Annotated in this window: 14 protein-coding genes and 1 pseudogene; 9 read left to right on the forward strand and 6 right to left on the reverse strand. The window is 72.2% G+C overall.

The window, feature by feature from the left end; genetic code table 11:
* Window positions 1–73: 73 nt before the first annotated feature.
* Together ku and ACFOX0_RS17530 are read left to right on the forward strand one after the other, a co-directional pair.
* Window positions 74–1,072 carry a non-homologous end joining protein Ku gene (ku, locus tag ACFOX0_RS17525; RefSeq protein ID WP_377547001.1) on the forward strand — a complete coding sequence of 333 codons (999 nt, stop codon included), beginning with the start codon at window positions 74–76 and terminating at the stop codon, window positions 1,070–1,072.
* A gap of 55 nt (window positions 1,073–1,127) precedes the next feature.
* On the forward strand, window positions 1,128–1,808 hold the full coding sequence (locus tag ACFOX0_RS17530) for an FKBP-type peptidyl-prolyl cis-trans isomerase (protein WP_377547003.1): 681 nt from the start codon (window positions 1,128–1,130) through the stop codon (window positions 1,806–1,808).
* Window positions 1,809–1,853: 45 nt separating this feature from the next.
* On the opposite strand, the gene ACFOX0_RS17535 is transcribed toward ACFOX0_RS17530, so the two are convergent.
* On the reverse strand, window positions 1,854–2,102 hold the full coding sequence (locus ACFOX0_RS17535) for an SCO4848 family membrane protein (protein ID WP_377547005.1): 249 nt from the start codon (window positions 2,100–2,102) through the stop codon (window positions 1,854–1,856).
* Between the two features lie 253 nt (window positions 2,103–2,355).
* Here ACFOX0_RS17535 and ACFOX0_RS17540 point away from each other — a divergent pair, with 253 nt between their 5' ends.
* Genes ACFOX0_RS17540 through ACFOX0_RS17550 form a run of 3 tightly spaced genes read left to right on the forward strand, consistent with a single transcriptional unit; the run spans window position 2,356 to window position 4,460 of the window.
* Window positions 2,356–2,904: an SRPBCC domain-containing protein gene (locus ACFOX0_RS17540; RefSeq protein ID WP_377547008.1), complete on the forward strand. Its 549-nt coding sequence runs from the start codon at window positions 2,356–2,358 to the stop codon at window positions 2,902–2,904.
* 59 nt (window positions 2,905–2,963) lie between these two features.
* Window positions 2,964–3,617: an HAD family hydrolase gene (locus ACFOX0_RS17545; protein WP_377547010.1), complete on the forward strand. Its 654-nt coding sequence runs from the start codon at window positions 2,964–2,966 to the stop codon at window positions 3,615–3,617.
* Between the two features lie 51 nt (window positions 3,618–3,668).
* Window positions 3,669–4,460 carry an isocitrate lyase/PEP mutase family protein gene (locus ACFOX0_RS17550; RefSeq protein WP_377547013.1) on the forward strand — a complete coding sequence of 264 codons (792 nt, stop codon included), beginning with the start codon at window positions 3,669–3,671 and terminating at the stop codon, window positions 4,458–4,460.
* Window positions 4,461–4,544: 84 nt separating this feature from the next.
* Here ACFOX0_RS17550 and ACFOX0_RS17555 read toward each other — a convergent pair whose 3' ends face one another.
* Complete coding sequence (locus tag ACFOX0_RS17555; RefSeq protein ID WP_377547015.1) at window positions 4,545–5,807, reverse strand: acyltransferase family protein; 1,263 nt, start codon at window positions 5,805–5,807, stop codon at window positions 4,545–4,547.
* Window positions 5,808–6,030: 223 nt separating this feature from the next.
* Between ACFOX0_RS17555 and ACFOX0_RS17560 the strand changes: the two genes are divergently transcribed.
* From ACFOX0_RS17560 to ACFOX0_RS17570, 3 genes and pseudogenes are all read left to right on the forward strand, one after another.
* Window positions 6,031–6,390 (forward strand): hypothetical protein, encoded by a 360-nt coding sequence (locus tag ACFOX0_RS17560; protein ID WP_377547018.1) that lies wholly within the window; start codon window positions 6,031–6,033, stop codon window positions 6,388–6,390.
* A 175-nt stretch (window positions 6,391–6,565) separates the two neighbouring features.
* Window positions 6,566–6,961 (forward strand): annotated as a pseudogene (locus ACFOX0_RS17565) (T3SS (YopN, CesT) and YbjN peptide-binding chaperone 1); the annotation flags it as partial.
* Window positions 6,962–7,517: 556 nt separating this feature from the next.
* Window positions 7,518–8,543 (forward strand): NADPH:quinone reductase, encoded by a 1,026-nt coding sequence (locus ACFOX0_RS17570; protein ID WP_377547382.1) that lies wholly within the window; start codon window positions 7,518–7,520, stop codon window positions 8,541–8,543.
* Window positions 8,544–8,620: 77 nt separating this feature from the next.
* On the opposite strand, the gene ACFOX0_RS17575 is transcribed toward ACFOX0_RS17570, so the two are convergent.
* The gene (locus ACFOX0_RS17575) at window positions 8,621–9,106 is read right to left on the reverse strand and encodes a hypothetical protein (RefSeq protein ID WP_377547020.1); all 486 of its coding nucleotides are present in this window, start codon (window positions 9,104–9,106) and stop codon (window positions 8,621–8,623) included.
* A gap of 83 nt (window positions 9,107–9,189) precedes the next feature.
* Window positions 9,190–10,833 carry a fatty acid--CoA ligase gene (locus ACFOX0_RS17580; protein WP_377547023.1) on the reverse strand — a complete coding sequence of 548 codons (1,644 nt, stop codon included), beginning with the start codon at window positions 10,831–10,833 and terminating at the stop codon, window positions 9,190–9,192.
* 52 nt (window positions 10,834–10,885) lie between these two features.
* Between ACFOX0_RS17580 and ACFOX0_RS17585 the strand changes: the two genes are divergently transcribed.
* Window positions 10,886–11,377, forward strand: coding sequence for an NUDIX domain-containing protein (locus tag ACFOX0_RS17585; RefSeq protein ID WP_377547025.1), 492 nt, complete (start codon window positions 10,886–10,888; stop codon window positions 11,375–11,377).
* An 82-nt stretch (window positions 11,378–11,459) separates the two neighbouring features.
* Here ACFOX0_RS17585 and ACFOX0_RS17590 read toward each other — a convergent pair whose 3' ends face one another.
* Window positions 11,460–12,911: a S1 family peptidase gene (locus tag ACFOX0_RS17590; RefSeq protein ID WP_377547027.1), complete on the reverse strand. Its 1,452-nt coding sequence runs from the start codon at window positions 12,909–12,911 to the stop codon at window positions 11,460–11,462.
* A 312-nt stretch (window positions 12,912–13,223) separates the two neighbouring features.
* Window positions 13,224–14,867, reverse strand: a complete 1,644-nt coding sequence (locus ACFOX0_RS17595) for an MDR family MFS transporter (protein ID WP_377547029.1) — start codon at window positions 14,865–14,867, stop codon at window positions 13,224–13,226.
* Between the last annotated feature and the right edge of the window lie 12 nt (window positions 14,868–14,879).

Below are 14,879 nucleotides of genomic sequence, written 5' to 3' on the forward strand. Positions count from 1 at the left end.
TGGATCGGATGCGATCCTGGTCAATGCTGGTGACACTGGAGGCGGAGGACCGCCGAGGCGAGGAGTGCGGAGGATGCGGGCTATCTGGAAGGGCGCCGTGTCGTTCGGTCTGGTCTCCATCGGCGTGCGGGTGTTCTCCGCGACCGAGGAGAAGGACATCCGGTTCCACCAGGTGCACCGCGAGGACGGCGGGCGGATCCGCTACAAGCGGACCTGCTCGGTCTGCGGCGAGGAGGTCAGCTACGACGACATCGCCAAGGGGTACGACCTCGGCGGCGGGGAGATGGTCATCCTCACCGACGAGGATTTCGCCGAACTTCCGCTGTCCACCTCCCGCGCGATCGACGTACTCGAATTCGTCCCGGCCGAACAGGTCGATCCGATCCTCTACAACAAGGCGTACTTCCTCGAACCGGAGGGCACGGCCACCAAGCCGTACGTGCTGTTGCGGGACGCGCTGCTGGATTCGGAGCGGGTGGCCATCGTCAAGGTGGCGCTGCGCCAGCGCGAGCAACTCGCCACGCTCCGGGTCCGCGAGGGCGTGCTGCTGCTCAACACGATGTTGTGGCCGGACGAGATCCGCACGGCCGCCTTCGGCTTCCTGGACGAGGACATCAAGGTCCGGCCGCCGGAGCTGGCGATGGCCAGTTCCCTGATCGACTCGATGACCGGGGAGTTCCAGCCGGACGCCTTCACCGACGACTACCGTACGGCGTTGCAGGAGGTCATCGACGCGAAGGTGGAGGGCCGCGAGGTGGTCGTGCCGGAGGAAGAGGAGGCGGCGCCGGCGGCGGCGGTGGACCTGATGGCCGCCCTGAAGGCGTCGGTGGAGCGGGCCCGGACCGCCCGCGGCGAGCCGACCGGCGGCGGTGCGACCAGGCCCACCCCGATCTCCGCGGCCAAGTCCGCCAAGAAGGCGCAGCAGAAGAAGGCCGCGCCGGCGAAGAAGGCGACCCCGGAGAAGAAGGCGGCGAAGAAGACCACCGCGAAGAAGGCCACCGGTACGAAGAAGGCGGCCTCCGGCGCCGCGAAGAAGACCACGGCGAAGAAGGCCACTCGCAAGTCCGCCTGATCCCAGGTCGTCGCGGGACTGCCATGGACGGCCGTCGACCGGTAGCGTGTCGGCGGTGAGCGGACAGGTGGGTAGCCGGCGGAACACGGGTGAGCCGGACTGGCAGCAGATGACCAAGCCGGAACGACGGGCCGCGGCGAAGGCCGAACGGGCCCGGGCCGCCGCCGCTCGGCGTCGCCGGCAGACGATCCTCGGCGCGCTCGCCGGCGTGGCCGTGGTCGGGGTGATCATCGCGACCTTCGTGATCTTCGGTGGCTCCGACAAACCGGCCGACAAGCCCACCGCCGACGCCGGGTCGTCCGCCGGTGCGTCCGGCGCGCCGTCGGCGACCGCCGGGGCCTTCCCGCAACTGCCGGCCGGTGCCGACCCGGCGCTGGGCAGCAAGCCGACCGTCACCGCCGGCACCGGCGCGCTGACCAAACTGGTCGCCAAGCCGCTCATCGAGGGCACCGGCCCGGCCGCCCAGGCGGGTCAGCAGATCACGGTCAACTACGTCGGGGTCAGCTACCAGAGCGGCAAGGAGTTCGACGCGTCCTGGAACCGGTCCGAGCCGTTCAGCTTCCAGCTCGGCGGCGGGAACGTGATCAAGGGCTGGGACCAGGGCCTGGTCGGCGCCAAGGTCGGCAGCCGGGTGCAGCTCGACATCCCGTCCGACCTGGCGTACGGCGACAACCCCAGCGGTGGCCGGCCGGCTGGCCCGCTGCGCTTCGTCGTCGACGTGCTGGGCGTGCAGTGATCCCACCCCCGCCGCTCGGCTGAGCGGCCGGGTCGCGGGTCGCCGTCAGCGGGACCGGCGAGCGGCCAGCCAGCCGCGGACGCCGAGCACGCCGGCCGTCGTGCCGATCACCAGCGAGGCGGCGATGAGCAGGGCGTGCACCCACAGGAAGCCGGTCGCCGGACCGGCACCGACCCGTCCGGTCGACCAGGCGCGGGGATCGTTCCAGATCGCCAGGGCGAACCTCGGCCAGATCACCCAGGTCCACACACCCACCCCGACCAGGAAGGCCGACCAACCGCGCGACAACACCATGGCTGGCGAGTATGCCAGCCGACCCCCGCCCGGCGCGGGCCCTCGCCCGGCACGGGCAGCGCGGGCCCTCGCCCGGCACGGGCAGAGCGCGGCCGAGGCGGGCGCAGTGGCAGAGCGGGCCACCGGGGTGCCCGTTCTGCCGCCCGACACACGTCGGGACGCGGGTGAACTCCGCCGCCAACCGGGAACGAGCGGGACGGTGCCGACCGCGTCCACGGGAACGGTACCGCGAGCGACGAGGGGGAGAGCACGCATGGCTGAGGCGGCATTCGTCCACGAAATCGACATCACGACCTCGCCGCAGCGGCTGTGGACCGCGCTGACCGCCGGCACTCTCACCCGGTTCTACTGGTTCGACCTGCGGATCGAGTCGGACTGGCGGGTCGGCTCCCCGGTCGCCCTGTACGACGGCGCGTCGGACGTGCTGGTCGCCGAGGGCCCGATCGAGGAGAGCACCCCGGTCCGGCGGTTGTGCTACGGCCTGCGCCAGCACCCGGCCGACGGCGGGCCGGCCGAGCAGCCGTACGGGCGGGTCGCCTTCGACCTGGCACCGCGGGACGATGGCCGGGTACGGCTGCGGCTGACGCACGACCGGTTCGCCGGGCCCGACGAAGAGGCGGCCTGGGCCGCGCGGTGGACCGCGGTGCTGGCCAACCTGCGGGCCTTCCTGGAGGGCGAGCGGCTGCCGGTCACCGAGCCGCCGGCCGGCCTGCGGCCGGTTCCCGTCGTGCCGGCCACCGTTTCCGCGATCACCTCGACCGCCCCGCCCGCCCGGGTGCGGGCTGCCGTTCCGCAGCCCTGATCACCACGGCCGGCCGGGACGGCGTGCCGGCACCGGACCGGTCGGGCAGGATGGGCGACGTGGTGGACGCGGTGATTTTCGACCTCGACGGCGTACTGGTGGATTCTGAACCGGTCTGGGAGCAGGTGCGCCGGGGATACGTCGCCGCGCACGGCGGGCGGTGGCAGCCGGACACCCAGCGCCGGCTGATGGGCATGAGCACCGGCGAGTGGGCCGCGTACCTCAGCGGCGAACTGGGGGTGGACCGGTCGGCGGAGCGGGTGGCCACCGAGGTGGTCGACGAGATGGCCGGGCGCTACCGCGAGCACGTACCGCTGATCCCCGGCGCGGACCGGGTGGTCCGCGCGCTGGCCGCCGACTGGCCGCTCGGCCTGGCCAGCTCGTCGCCGCCGCGGCTGATCGACGTGGCACTGGCCGCGGCCGGGCTGACCGACGCGTTCCGGGTCACCCTCTCCACCGAGCGGGTCGCCCGCGGGAAGCCGGCCCCGGACGTCTACCGCACGGTCGCCGAGCGGCTGGGTGTCGCCCCCGCCCGCTGCGTCGCGGTGGAGGACTCCTCGAACGGGGTACGGTCGGCCGCGGCCGCCGGGATGCGGGTGGTGGCCGTCCCGCACGGGTCCTACCCGCTCGACCCGGACGCCGAGCGCCAGGCCCACCTGGTGATCGGTTCGATCGACGAGCTGACCGGGCCGGCGGTTCGCGCGCTCGGCTGACCCGTACGCGTTTCGGCGCCGGCCGAAGCGCCCGGGCCGTACGGTCGGCCGGTGAACCGTTTCGCCGCCTTCCGCGAACTGCACCACGCCGACCGTCCGCTGTTCCTGCCGAACGCCTGGGACTACGCCTCGGCCGCCGCCCTGACCCGGGACGGGCACCCGGCCGTCGGCACCACCAGCCTCGGCGTCGCGGCCGCCGCCGGCAAACCGGACGCGGTGGCGGCGGCCCGGGCCGAGACGCTCGCGCTGGCCCGCGCCCTCGGCCGGCTGCCGAGCCTGATCACGGTGGACATCGAGGCCGGCTTCAGCGACGACCCGTACGACGTCGCCGACCTGGCCGCCGAACTGGCCGACGCCGGCGCGGTGGGGGTGAACCTGGAGGACGGCGCCCCGGGCGGCGGCCTGGTCGACCCGACGCTGCACGGCGCGAAGATCACCGCCGTCAAGGACCGGGTGCCGGAGTTGTTCGTCAACGCCCGGACCGACCCGTTCTGGCTGTCCACCGAGGCACCGCTGGACGAGGCGCTGCGCCGGGCCGCCGGGTACGTCGACGCCGGCGCGGACGGGATCTTCGTCCCGGGCGTCGCCGACGACGACGCCATCCGCACGCTGGTCGACGAGATCGCGGCGCCGCTGAACGTGCTCTACCTGTCGGACCGGCACACCCTGTCCGGGCTGGCCCGACTGCGGGTGGCCCGGGTGAGCACCGGTTCGCTGCTGTTCCGGACCGCGCTGGGCGCCGCCGTACGGACCGCCGCCACCATCCGCAACGGCGGGGACCGTACCGAACCGCATCCGCCCAGCTATTCGGAGGTCCAGGCGCTGACCGGCCAGCTCGGATAACGACGGTCCGGTGCGCCGAGGGCCGCTCCGGCGAATCCGGAGGGGAACGAGTTCTGCGTGCTCTGACCTGGCCGCCGTCGTCCGTCACCCACGATCCGACGCGAGTTCGCCGACCCGGCCCGGGCTGCCGTCCCGGGCGTCCTCGGCGGGCCCGGTCCGCGGCCGGGGCACCGCGACCGGCGCCGGCACGGCCCCGGGCGGTGACGCCTCGGCCGCAACCGTCGGGTTCCGCGCCGCCGCGGGCGCCCGTCGGGCCGGCTTGAGCAGGCGCACCATCGGCGTTTCCACGAACCGGAACATCAGCCAGGCCAGCAGCAGGTTGAGCAGCAGGAACCCGACCGCGCCGAGGGGTCCCCACCAGCCGGGCAGGCCGTGCGGGTAGCCGGTCTCCCGCAACACCGTCAACACCACGAACACGTGCACCAGGTAGAAGGCGAAGGACACCTCGCCGAGCCACACCATCGGTCGGGCCCGCCACGGCGACCGGGTGCCGCGTACGTCGGCCCGGGCGGCGGCGGTGATCACCAGGAGGTAGACGACGGACAGCACCGTGGTCCAGTAGCCGGCCGGGATCCAGTGGGCCGAGGCGACCACCCAGGTCCCCAGGAAGATCACGCTGGCCGTAGCCAGGCCGGGGCCGCGCCACCGGCCGCGCAGCATCAACTCGGCGGCGGCGACACCGAGCCAGAACTCCAGCGAGCGGGCCACCGGGAAGACCTGGGTGAACCACCACCGGTCCGACTCGGGCACCAGGTGCTGCACCGGCCCGAGCGACAGGATCAACAGTGGCATGGCCACGATCACGGCCCAGAGCATCCACGGCCGCATCCGGCGGATCAGTGGCAGCACCAACGGCAGGCAGAGGTAGAAGAACATCTCGCAGGACAGCGACCAGCTGACCGTGTTGACGCTGTAGAAGTAGCCCTGCGTCGGCGTCCACGCCTGGACCAGGAAGAGGTTGGCCAGCAGCACCTTGGGGTTCTGCTGGAACCCCAGGTAGAAGAGGTAACCGACGACGACGGCCCACATGACGAGGTGGCTCGGATAGATCTTCGCGAACCGGCGCCGCCAGAACGACAGCACCGGGTCGCCCGGTCGGGCCGACCAGACCAGCACGAACCCGCTGAGGATGAAGAAGAACTGCACCCCGGACAGGCCCAGGCCGAAGGTCCAGCTCAGTACGCTCGCGTAGTCACGGTCGGCGATGACGTGCATCGTCCCGACGTGGAATCCGAAGACCAGCATCGCGCCGACCCACCGCAGTCCGGTCAGCGACGGCAGCCGGGGCGGGGTGATCCGGGTCGATTGGACGGCGGGCCCGGAGACGGTGGCGACCGCGGTCACCACAGGGGCCCGACGGTCAGACGGTAGCGGCACACCGGGCGGACCCTACCGGGTCCCGCGACCGACGACGACCGGGCCGACCACGGTGGTGACCTCTGGCCACCGCGTCGTGACCGGGTCCGGGTTGCCCGGCCGAGCTATCGTCCAGACATGACCGCAGGTTTGGGCGCGGTGCCCCGAGGTTCCCGCGATCAGCCACTGTGCACGGTATCGATAGAGTAGGGACGTGCCTCTATGGATAGCCGCGACCTGGGGACTGATCGGCAGCTGCGTCGCCGAGGCGCTCAACCTCTACGGGATGATGCGTCCGACGACCGAGTCGAAGGGTCGCTGGCAGTGGCCGTGGCGAACCAGGGCCGACCTGCCCATCGTCATCTTCGCCGTGATCCTGCGGGCACTTGCCGGCACCGGACTCGCCGCGGCGGCGGGCGCCGGTGGGGTGGCGACCACCGAGTTCGCCACGTTCATCTTCGGAGTGACGGCCCCACTGGTCATCGCGAAGATGTTCGACCAGATCCGAGTGTTGGATCAGAGTTCCGACGAGCAACGTCGAACGGGCGGGGGCGGCAGGGATGGCAACGTCTGACAGGTTCGGCGATCGGCTGCTGAACGCGCTCGCGGCCCGACCGTCCACCACCACCGCGTCGGCGCCGCTACCGGCGCGTACCCGGTTGGCGGCCGCGCTCGCGGCCCGGCCGATAGCCCGGACGACGCGCGCGGCGAGCGACCCCGTCTACGGGGAGCACTTCGCCGGCTCGAAGCTGGCCGAGCAGGTCAAGATGGTGGTCGCCGAGCTGCTGGGCAGCACCGCCGATCAGTTGCGGGTGGACTCGGACGGGGACATCGGCATCCGGGCCGGTTCCGCCATGATCTTCGTACGGGTCCAGGAGAACCCGCCGCTGATCGACGTCTTCTCTCCGCTGTTGTCCGGGATACAGCCCACCGAGACGCTCTACCGGCGGCTGTCCGACCTGACCAACGGCATGGTCATCGGCCGGATCTACTGCACCGGCGACACGGTCTGGGCGTCCATCCCGGTCTTCGGTCACGAGTTCCAGCCGACCCACCTGCTGATCGCCCTGCGGGCGATGATCGAGTTGGCCGACGACCTGGACGACCAGTTGCGTCAGGAGTTCGGCGGCAGCCGGTTCTTCGGCGCGGAGTCCGACGGGCTCAGCTCGGTCCCGGATCCGACCGGCTACCTGCGCGACCTGGCCGAGGCCGGCGAGGCCGGCGCCGGCAGCGTGCTGGTCGACCTGCTGGCCGACCGGGGTCGGACGGACGAGTTGCGGACCCTGGCCGAGAGCGGCGACTGGCACGCCGCGTCCCGGTTGGCCGGACTGCTGCGCGACCAGGGGCGGGACGCCGAGGCCGAGCAGTTCTGGCGGCTGGCCGCGGACCGGGGCGAGTCGACCGCGCGTACCGCGCTGGCCTCGCTGTTCGTCGCCCAGGGGCGGGTCACCGAGGCGATCGACCTGCTCCGCGAGGGGCTCGACGAGAACGACTGGGCCTCGGTCGGCCTGCTCACCCAGTTGCTGGTCGACCAGGGCCGCGCCGTCGAGGTGGTCGAGCTGCTGCGCAACCGCGCCGGCACCGACCGCCGGTAGGCCGCGCCCGCCCGGGTTGGACGCCGAAATCCGGGTACGCCTACCGCTGGCCGAGCAGGATGGTGGGCGGGTCGGGCCGAGGGCCGACCGGTGAGGAGAACGCGTGATGAAGGCGATCGTCTACGACCGTACCGGTGATTCTTCGGTGCTGGAGCTGGTCGACCGGCCGGTGCCGGAGCCCGGGCCCGGCGAGGTGCTGGTCCGGGTGGCGGTCTCCGGGGTCAACCCGACCGACTGGAAGACCCGGCAGGGCGACGGTTCCGGCGCGGCCCCGCCGTACGGCTGGCAGGTGCCGGGCCAAGACGGCGCGGGAGTGGTCGAACGGGTCGGCACCGGCGTGGACGCGGACCTGGTCGGCGAGCGGGTGTGGATCTGGGAGGCCGCCTGGCGGCGGCCCTGGGGCACCGCCGCGGAGTACACCACCGTCCCGGTCGGCCAGGCGGTTCGCCTCGGTGACGCCTCGTTCGACCTGGGTGCCGGCCTCGGCATCCCGTTCCTGACCGCGCACCGCTGCCTCACGGTCGGCGAGACGATGCCGCGGCACCTGCAAGCCGGTGCGTTGACCGACCGGACGGTGCTGGTCCAGGGTGGTGCCGGCGCGGTCGGCAACGCCGCCGTCCAGCTGGCCCGCTGGGCGGACGCCACCGTGATCGCCACGGTCAGCAGCCCGAAGAAAGCGCAGCTCGCGATGGCCGCCGGGGCCTCCCACGTGATCGACTACCGGCGGCAGGACGTGGTCGCCGAGGTACGGAAGATCGCCGCGCACGGCGTGGACGCCGTGGTCGAGGTCTCCCCCTCGCGCAACGCGGCGATCGACGCCCAGGTGCTCGCCCCGCACGCGGCGGTGGCGATGTACGCCGACGACGGTGGCGGCGAGGTCACCCTGCCGGTCCGGCCGATGATGGCGCCGAACGCCCGGTGGCAGTTCGTGCTGGTCTACACCGTGCCCGCGGTGGCCAAGAAGCAGACCGTCGACGACGTGGCGGAGGCCGCGGCCGAGGGGGCGGTCCGGGTCGGCGACGACGCCGGGCTGCCGCTGCACTACTTCCCGCTGGAGCGGACGGCGGCGGCGCACGAGGCGGTGCGGAACGCGACGGTGGGCAAGGTGCTGATCACCCCTACCGAGGGCTGACCGCTCGGCGGTGTCACATCGGCGGGGCGGGTTCCTCGGGCGGTCCGCCCCGGGCCCGTGCCTCCCGGCGGGGGCGCTCAGGGCAGGTCCATCACCTGGTCACGCTCGATCTCGGTGAGCGCGGCGGTCAGCGTGTCGGCGAACGGCACCCCGGCCGCGGCGACCAGGTCCACCACCAGCAGCGGGGCGTGCCGGGCGACCTCGACCGGCTGCGGCGGGCCGGCCTGTTCCTCCGGTGGGTGGACGCCCAACGCGCCGGTGAGCAGCCGTACCAGCACGTCCACGTCGACGTCCGGCTGCCACCCGGCCGCCGACCGGACGCACCGGGTCAGCACCAGTTGCGCGTCCTCGCCGGTGAGGCCGTCCGGGTGGGACGCCTCCAACAGCAGCCGGACCACGCCACTCAGCACCAGCCCGACCCGCTCCGGGTCGAGCGCGGCGAGCGCCTCCACCGCCTCGTCGTACCGGGCGGCGTCGCGGTCGCCGGCCGCCTCGACGGCGGCCACCGCGGTCACCGCCACGGCCCGGGCCTGCGGGGGCAGGTGACGCCAGGTTCGGACCATGTGAAGCCGGCCTCCCGATCGGTACGACTGGACTGGCTACCCGGCCAGGATGGCAGGCCGACGACCGGGCGCCGGAACCGGGCTCACTCGAACCGGCTCACCTCCAGCACGCCCTCGGCGTACCGGGACCGGACCTGCTTCTTGTCGAACTTGCCGACCGAGGTCTTCGGCACGGCCTCGATGAACGACCACCGCTCCGGCACCTGCCAGTGGGCCACCCGACCGCCGAGGAATTCGCGCAGCTCCTCGGCGCTGGCGGCAGCACCGTCCCGCAGCACGACGGTGGCCAGGGGACGCTCGTCCCACCGGTCGTCCGGCACCCCGACGACGCAGGCCTCCAGCACGGCCGGATGTGCCATCAGGGCGTTCTCCAGGTCGACCGAGGAGATCCACTCCCCACCCGATTTGATCACGTCCTTGGCGCGGTCGGTCAGCGTCAGGTAACCGTCCGGGGAGAGCGTCCCCACGTCGCCGGTGCGCAACCACCCGTCCCGGAACTTGTCCGGGTCGGGTGTGTCGTCGCCGAGGTACCGGGCGGTGACCCACGGACCGCGTACCTCGATCTCCCCCACGGACTCGCCGTCGGCGGGCAACGGTCGCCCGTCCGGCCCGATGATCCGGGCGGCCACCCCGGCGGGGATCCGCCCCTGGCTGTACCGGTAGCGCCAGGCCTCGTCGCCGGTGGCTCCCGCCGGTGGCCGGGCGACCGAACCGAGCGGCGACATCTCGGTCATCCCCCAGGAGTGCACCACGTCGACGCCGTGCCGTTCGGCGAAGGCGTGCATCAACGCCGGCGGGCAGGCCGACCCGCCGACGATCACCTCGGTCAGTGACGACGTGTCCACCTCGTTGGCGTCCAGGTGGGCGAGCAGGTCGGTCCAGATGGTCGGCACCGCGCCGGCCAGGGTGGGCCGCTCGGCGGCGATCATCTGCGCGATCGGGGCACCCTGGAGGAACCGGTCCGGCATGATCAGCGACGCGCCGGAGATGAACGCGGCGTACGGGATGCCCCAGGACATGGCATGGAACATCGGGACGATGGCCAACTCCCGGGCGGTCGGCCCCAGACCGAAGCCCTCCGGCATGCAGACCTGCAGGGAGTGCAACCAGATCGACCGGTGCGAGTAGGCGACCCCCTTGGGGTTGCCGGTGGTGCCGGAGGTGTAGCAGAGCGCGGCCGCGTCCCGCTCGTCGAGTTCCGGCCAGTCGTACCGGTCGGGCTTGTCGCGCAGCAGGTCCGCCCAGTGGTGTACGGCCACCCGCCCGCCGGCCACCTCGACCAGCGGTGCCGGGTCGCCGGCGCCGACCACCACCACGTGCTCGACGGTCGACAGTTGGGCCAGCACCTTCGCCAGCAGCGGGATCAGCGTGCCGTCGACAAGCACCACCCGGTCCTGCGCGTGGGTGGCGATGTAGGCGACCTGTTCCGGGAAGAGCCGGATGTTGAGCGTGTGCAGCACCGCCCCCATCGCCGGGACCGCGAAGTAGGCCACCAGGTGCTCGTTGTTGTTCCACATGAAGGTGGCCACCCGCTGGTCGCCGGTGACGCCGAGGTCGTCCCGCAGCGCGTGGGCCAGCCGCGCCGCCGTGGCGCCCACCTCGGCGTACGTCATCCGGCGCGGCTCGGCGCCGGTCCAGGTGACCACCTCGGACCGGCCGTGCACGGTGCTGCCGTGTTCGAGGATGCGGGAGACCAGCAGGGGGGCGTCCATCATCGTGCTACGCATGGGTAGAACGTAGTGGCGCAGCTCACATGGCGAAACCCTCTACATTAACGGGATGAGCATTTCCTGGGCCGAGTCGTACCTCGGGCAACTGCGGGCACTGGACGAGGAGCGCACGCTGATGTTCGTCGGCGCCAAGGCGGTGCTGACCGACGACGCCGGCCGGGTGCTGATGATCCGGCGCTCGGACAACGGCCACTGGGCGCTGCCGGCCGGCGCGATGGAACTCGGTGAGTCGATCACCGACTGCGCGGGCCGCGAGGTCTGGGAGGAGACCGGGCTGCGGGCCACCGCGCTCACCCCGTTCGCCATGTACACCGGGCCGGACCGGACGTTCACCAACATGTACGGCCACACGTATCAGCTCTTCACCGTGGCGTTCCGGGTCGACGAGTGGTCGGGCGAGCTGCTGACCAGCACCGACGAGACCACCGACGCCGGCTTCTACGGCCCGGACGAACTGCCCACGCCGATGGGGCACGCGGTGCTGGAGACCCTCACCGACCTGGCCCGGTACGAGCAGTCCGGCCGGATGATCCTCAAATAAGCCTCAGGGCGTCCCGGCCGGGTACGGCGCGGGACGCCCCGAGGCGTCGGCTACCGGTGGCGGTGCCTACCGGTGGCGTCGGCTACCGGTGGCCGCGGTTGGCCGTCCCCGGCTGGGTGACCGCACCGGCGCTCCCGGCACCCGGGTCGGCCGAACCCGCGCCCGCGTCACCGGCCCCCGCGCCCGCGTCCCCACCGCCGGAGGTCAGCAGGGTCAGCTTGAGGGTCTGCAGGGCCGCGTTCACCGGCTGGAAGAAGGTGGTCCCGCCCACCGTGCAGTCACCGTTCCCACCGGAGACGGTGCCCTGCGCCTGGTCGCCGGCGAGGAACGGGCCACCGGAGTCGCCGCCCTCGGCACACGCGTCGGTCTGGGTGAGCCCGTTGACGGTGACCGTTCCGGCCCCGCCCGCCGGGTCGGCGAACTGCACGGTGGCGTTCAGCGCCTGGACCGTGCCGCAGCTCGCCCCGGTGGTGGAGCCGAACTTGCAGACCGCGGTGCCCACCGGCGCCTCGGTCGAGCCGGCCACTGGCAGCGGCTGGCCGCCCTCGACCGGTCGGGTCTGCCCGTTGAAGCTCTCCACCTCGGCGACCGGGGTGAAGGCGGCCTCCGTCTTGACGAACGAGAAGTCGTTCTCCGGGAATGTCGACTCGACGAACACGCCCTGGTTCCGCAGCGCGCCGCCGCTCAGCGCGGCCGTGGTGTCACCCTGCTGGCCGCAGTGACCGGCGCTCAGGAACCCGCCCTCCACCGCGAAGCCCACCGAGCAGCGGGCCTGGCCGTTGATGATGTACGGCAGCCCACCCCGGACCGCCTGCCCGTTCCCGGCCTGCCCGTTACCGTTCCCGGCCTGACCGTTGCCGGCGTTCCCGGCCTGCCCCTTGTCAGCGGCCCCGCCGCGGCCGTCGTCGGCGGACTCGCCGGCACCGGCCGGGGCGGTCGGCCCGGCGAGCAGGCGGGGCTGACCCTTCGTCGCCACCACCCGGACCATGTCGGTGTCGACGCCCGCGGCCGTCATCAGCGCCCGGGCCGCCGGGGTGGATCGGCTGAGCACGACCACCTGGTTGCTGGCCGGATCGACGAACCAGCCGGTCACCGAGGACTTGGCCTGGGCGGCGCGGCTGTCCAGGGCCAGCTTGACCTTGTTGAGCTGGACCGCGGAGCGCTTGACCACCATCGGCCGGGCGCCCATCTTGGAGATCGTGTCGGTCTTCCGCGCGTCGGTGACCGCCACGTTCAGCGTCTTGCCTGTCTTGTCCACCCAGGCCCCGGCCCAGGCGGCGCCGACCTGACTCTTCAGCGTCTGGGCGGTACGGATGAACTGCGCGTCCTGCCGCAGGCGCTGCTGGGCCTGCTCGGGGGTGAGGTGCAGGTCGCGCGCGAGTGCGTTGAGCATCAACGGCGAGACCTTCGGGCCGCTCGTCTGCGCCGGTGGTCTGTCCTTCTGGGTTCCGGCGAACGAGGGCAACGTCAACGCCGCGGCACCACCCACGGTCGCCACCACGGCCGCCGTCAGAATGACCCGTCGTTTGTCCATCCGTGTTCCTTCCGCGTGCTTCCGGGACCGGGTTCGGAATGCCGGTCCACCTGCTCCGGCGCCGCCCTCCCTGCTCTATGTCTGCCGGAACTCGTCCGCTGTGAGTTCCGTCTCGGCCACGGGTACGGGCGGATCACCCGAAACGGATGGATCACCAATCGTGATGGATTCCACAAAGAAACCGGTCGCCGATTTGAACCGGCCGCCGGTTGCCCTTCGTGAGCTGGTTGTTCGTCCGGGAGACAGCGCTCTCCGGTGGCGCGGCCCGGGGTGCGGAAACCTTCCGTTCGACCACTCCGCGTCAGCGTCCGGTCACAGCATGGTCTGGCTGCGGGCCTCCATGTCGGTGGCCGCCTCGCCCATCGACTCGCGCCGCAGCTTCTCCCCGTCCACCACCCGCGGGCCGGCCCCGCCGCGCAACTCGCGGTCCGGCAGGGCCAGGGTCACCGCGACCGCGATGATCGCGATCAGGCCGGCGACCAGGAACACCGTGTGCAGCGAGCCGACGAACGCCTGCTGGACGGCCGCCCGGATGGGCGCCGGCAGAGCGAGGATCCGGGCCGGCTCGTTGATCGAGATCGTGCCGCCGGCGGCCTGCTGCGCCACCTGCGCCCGCTGCGCCGGCGGGAGCTGGGCGATCGCGCCCGGCAACCGCTCCGCCAGCCCGCTGCTCAGCCGGTTGGTCAGCACCGCGCCGAGGATCGCCACGCCGAACGAACCACCCAACGACCGGAAGAACGTGGCGGCCGACGTACCGGCACCCAGGTCGCGCGTCTCGACCGCGTTCTGCACGGCGAGGACCAGCGACTGCATGCACAGTCCGAGCCCCACCCCGATCACCGTCAGGTAGATGAACGCCTCCCACAGCGGGCTGTCCACCTGAAGCCGGGTGAACAGCAGCATCCCGGCCAGCAGCACCACCGAGCCGGCCACCGGGAACCACTTGTACCGGCCGATCCGGCTCATCGCCCAGCCGGACAGCACCGAGGTGACGATGATGCCGGCCATCATCGGCAGCATCAGCAGACCGCTGCGGGTCGGCGAGGCGCCCTTGACGATCTGCAGGTAGAGCGGGATGAAGATGATCGACCCGAACATCACCAGGCCGAGCACGAAGCCGGCGGCATTGGCCAGCGCGAACGTGGGCCGGCGGAACAGGCCCAGCGGCAGGATCGGCTCGGCGACCCGCCCCTCCTGACGGAGGAAGAGCGCGGCGAGCACGGCACCGGCCACGAACAGCCCGATGATCGTCCCGGAACCCCAGGCGTACTGGCTGCCGCCCCAGCTCAGCGCCAGCAGCACGCAGCTCACCCCGGCCACCAGCAGGCCGGCACCGATCCAGTCGACGGTGTGCTCCCGGCGGGTGAACGGGATCAACCGCAGCACGCGGTAGCAGACCACGATGGCGACCACCGCCAGCGGCACGTTGAGATAGAAGATCCACCGCCAGTTGTGCTCGGCGAAGTAGCCACCCACCAGCGGACCGGCCACCGACGACAGGCCGAACACCGCGCCGAACAGGCCCTGGTAGCGACCGCGTTCGCGGGGCGACACCACGTCCGAGATGATGGTGAACGCCAGCGTCATCAGGCCACCGGCGCCGAGCCCCTGGACGCCCCGGGTGACCACCAGTTGCACCATGTTCTGCGACATCCCGGCCAGCAGCGAGCCGAGCAGGAACGTCCCGATCGAGAACAGGAAGACCGGCCGGCGGCCGTACAGGTCGGCCATCTTGCCGTACAGCGGGGTGGACGCGGTCGAGGCCAGCAGGTACGCCGTCACCACCCACGAGTAGTGGTTGATCCCGCCCAACTCGCCGACGATGGTCGGCAGGGCGGTGCCGACGATGGTCTGGTCCAAGGCGGCGAGCAGCATGCCGGTCATCAGGCCGGACATCAACAGCAGGATCTGCCGGTGGCTCAGTCTCGACCCGGCGGTGTGGTGAGCGGTGGTCATTCCCCCTCCTCC

Origin of the sequence: Micromonospora zhanjiangensis (assembly GCF_042650605.1) — a bacterium.
Lineage (GTDB): Bacteria > Actinomycetota > Actinomycetes > Mycobacteriales > Micromonosporaceae > Micromonospora_J > Micromonospora_J zhanjiangensis.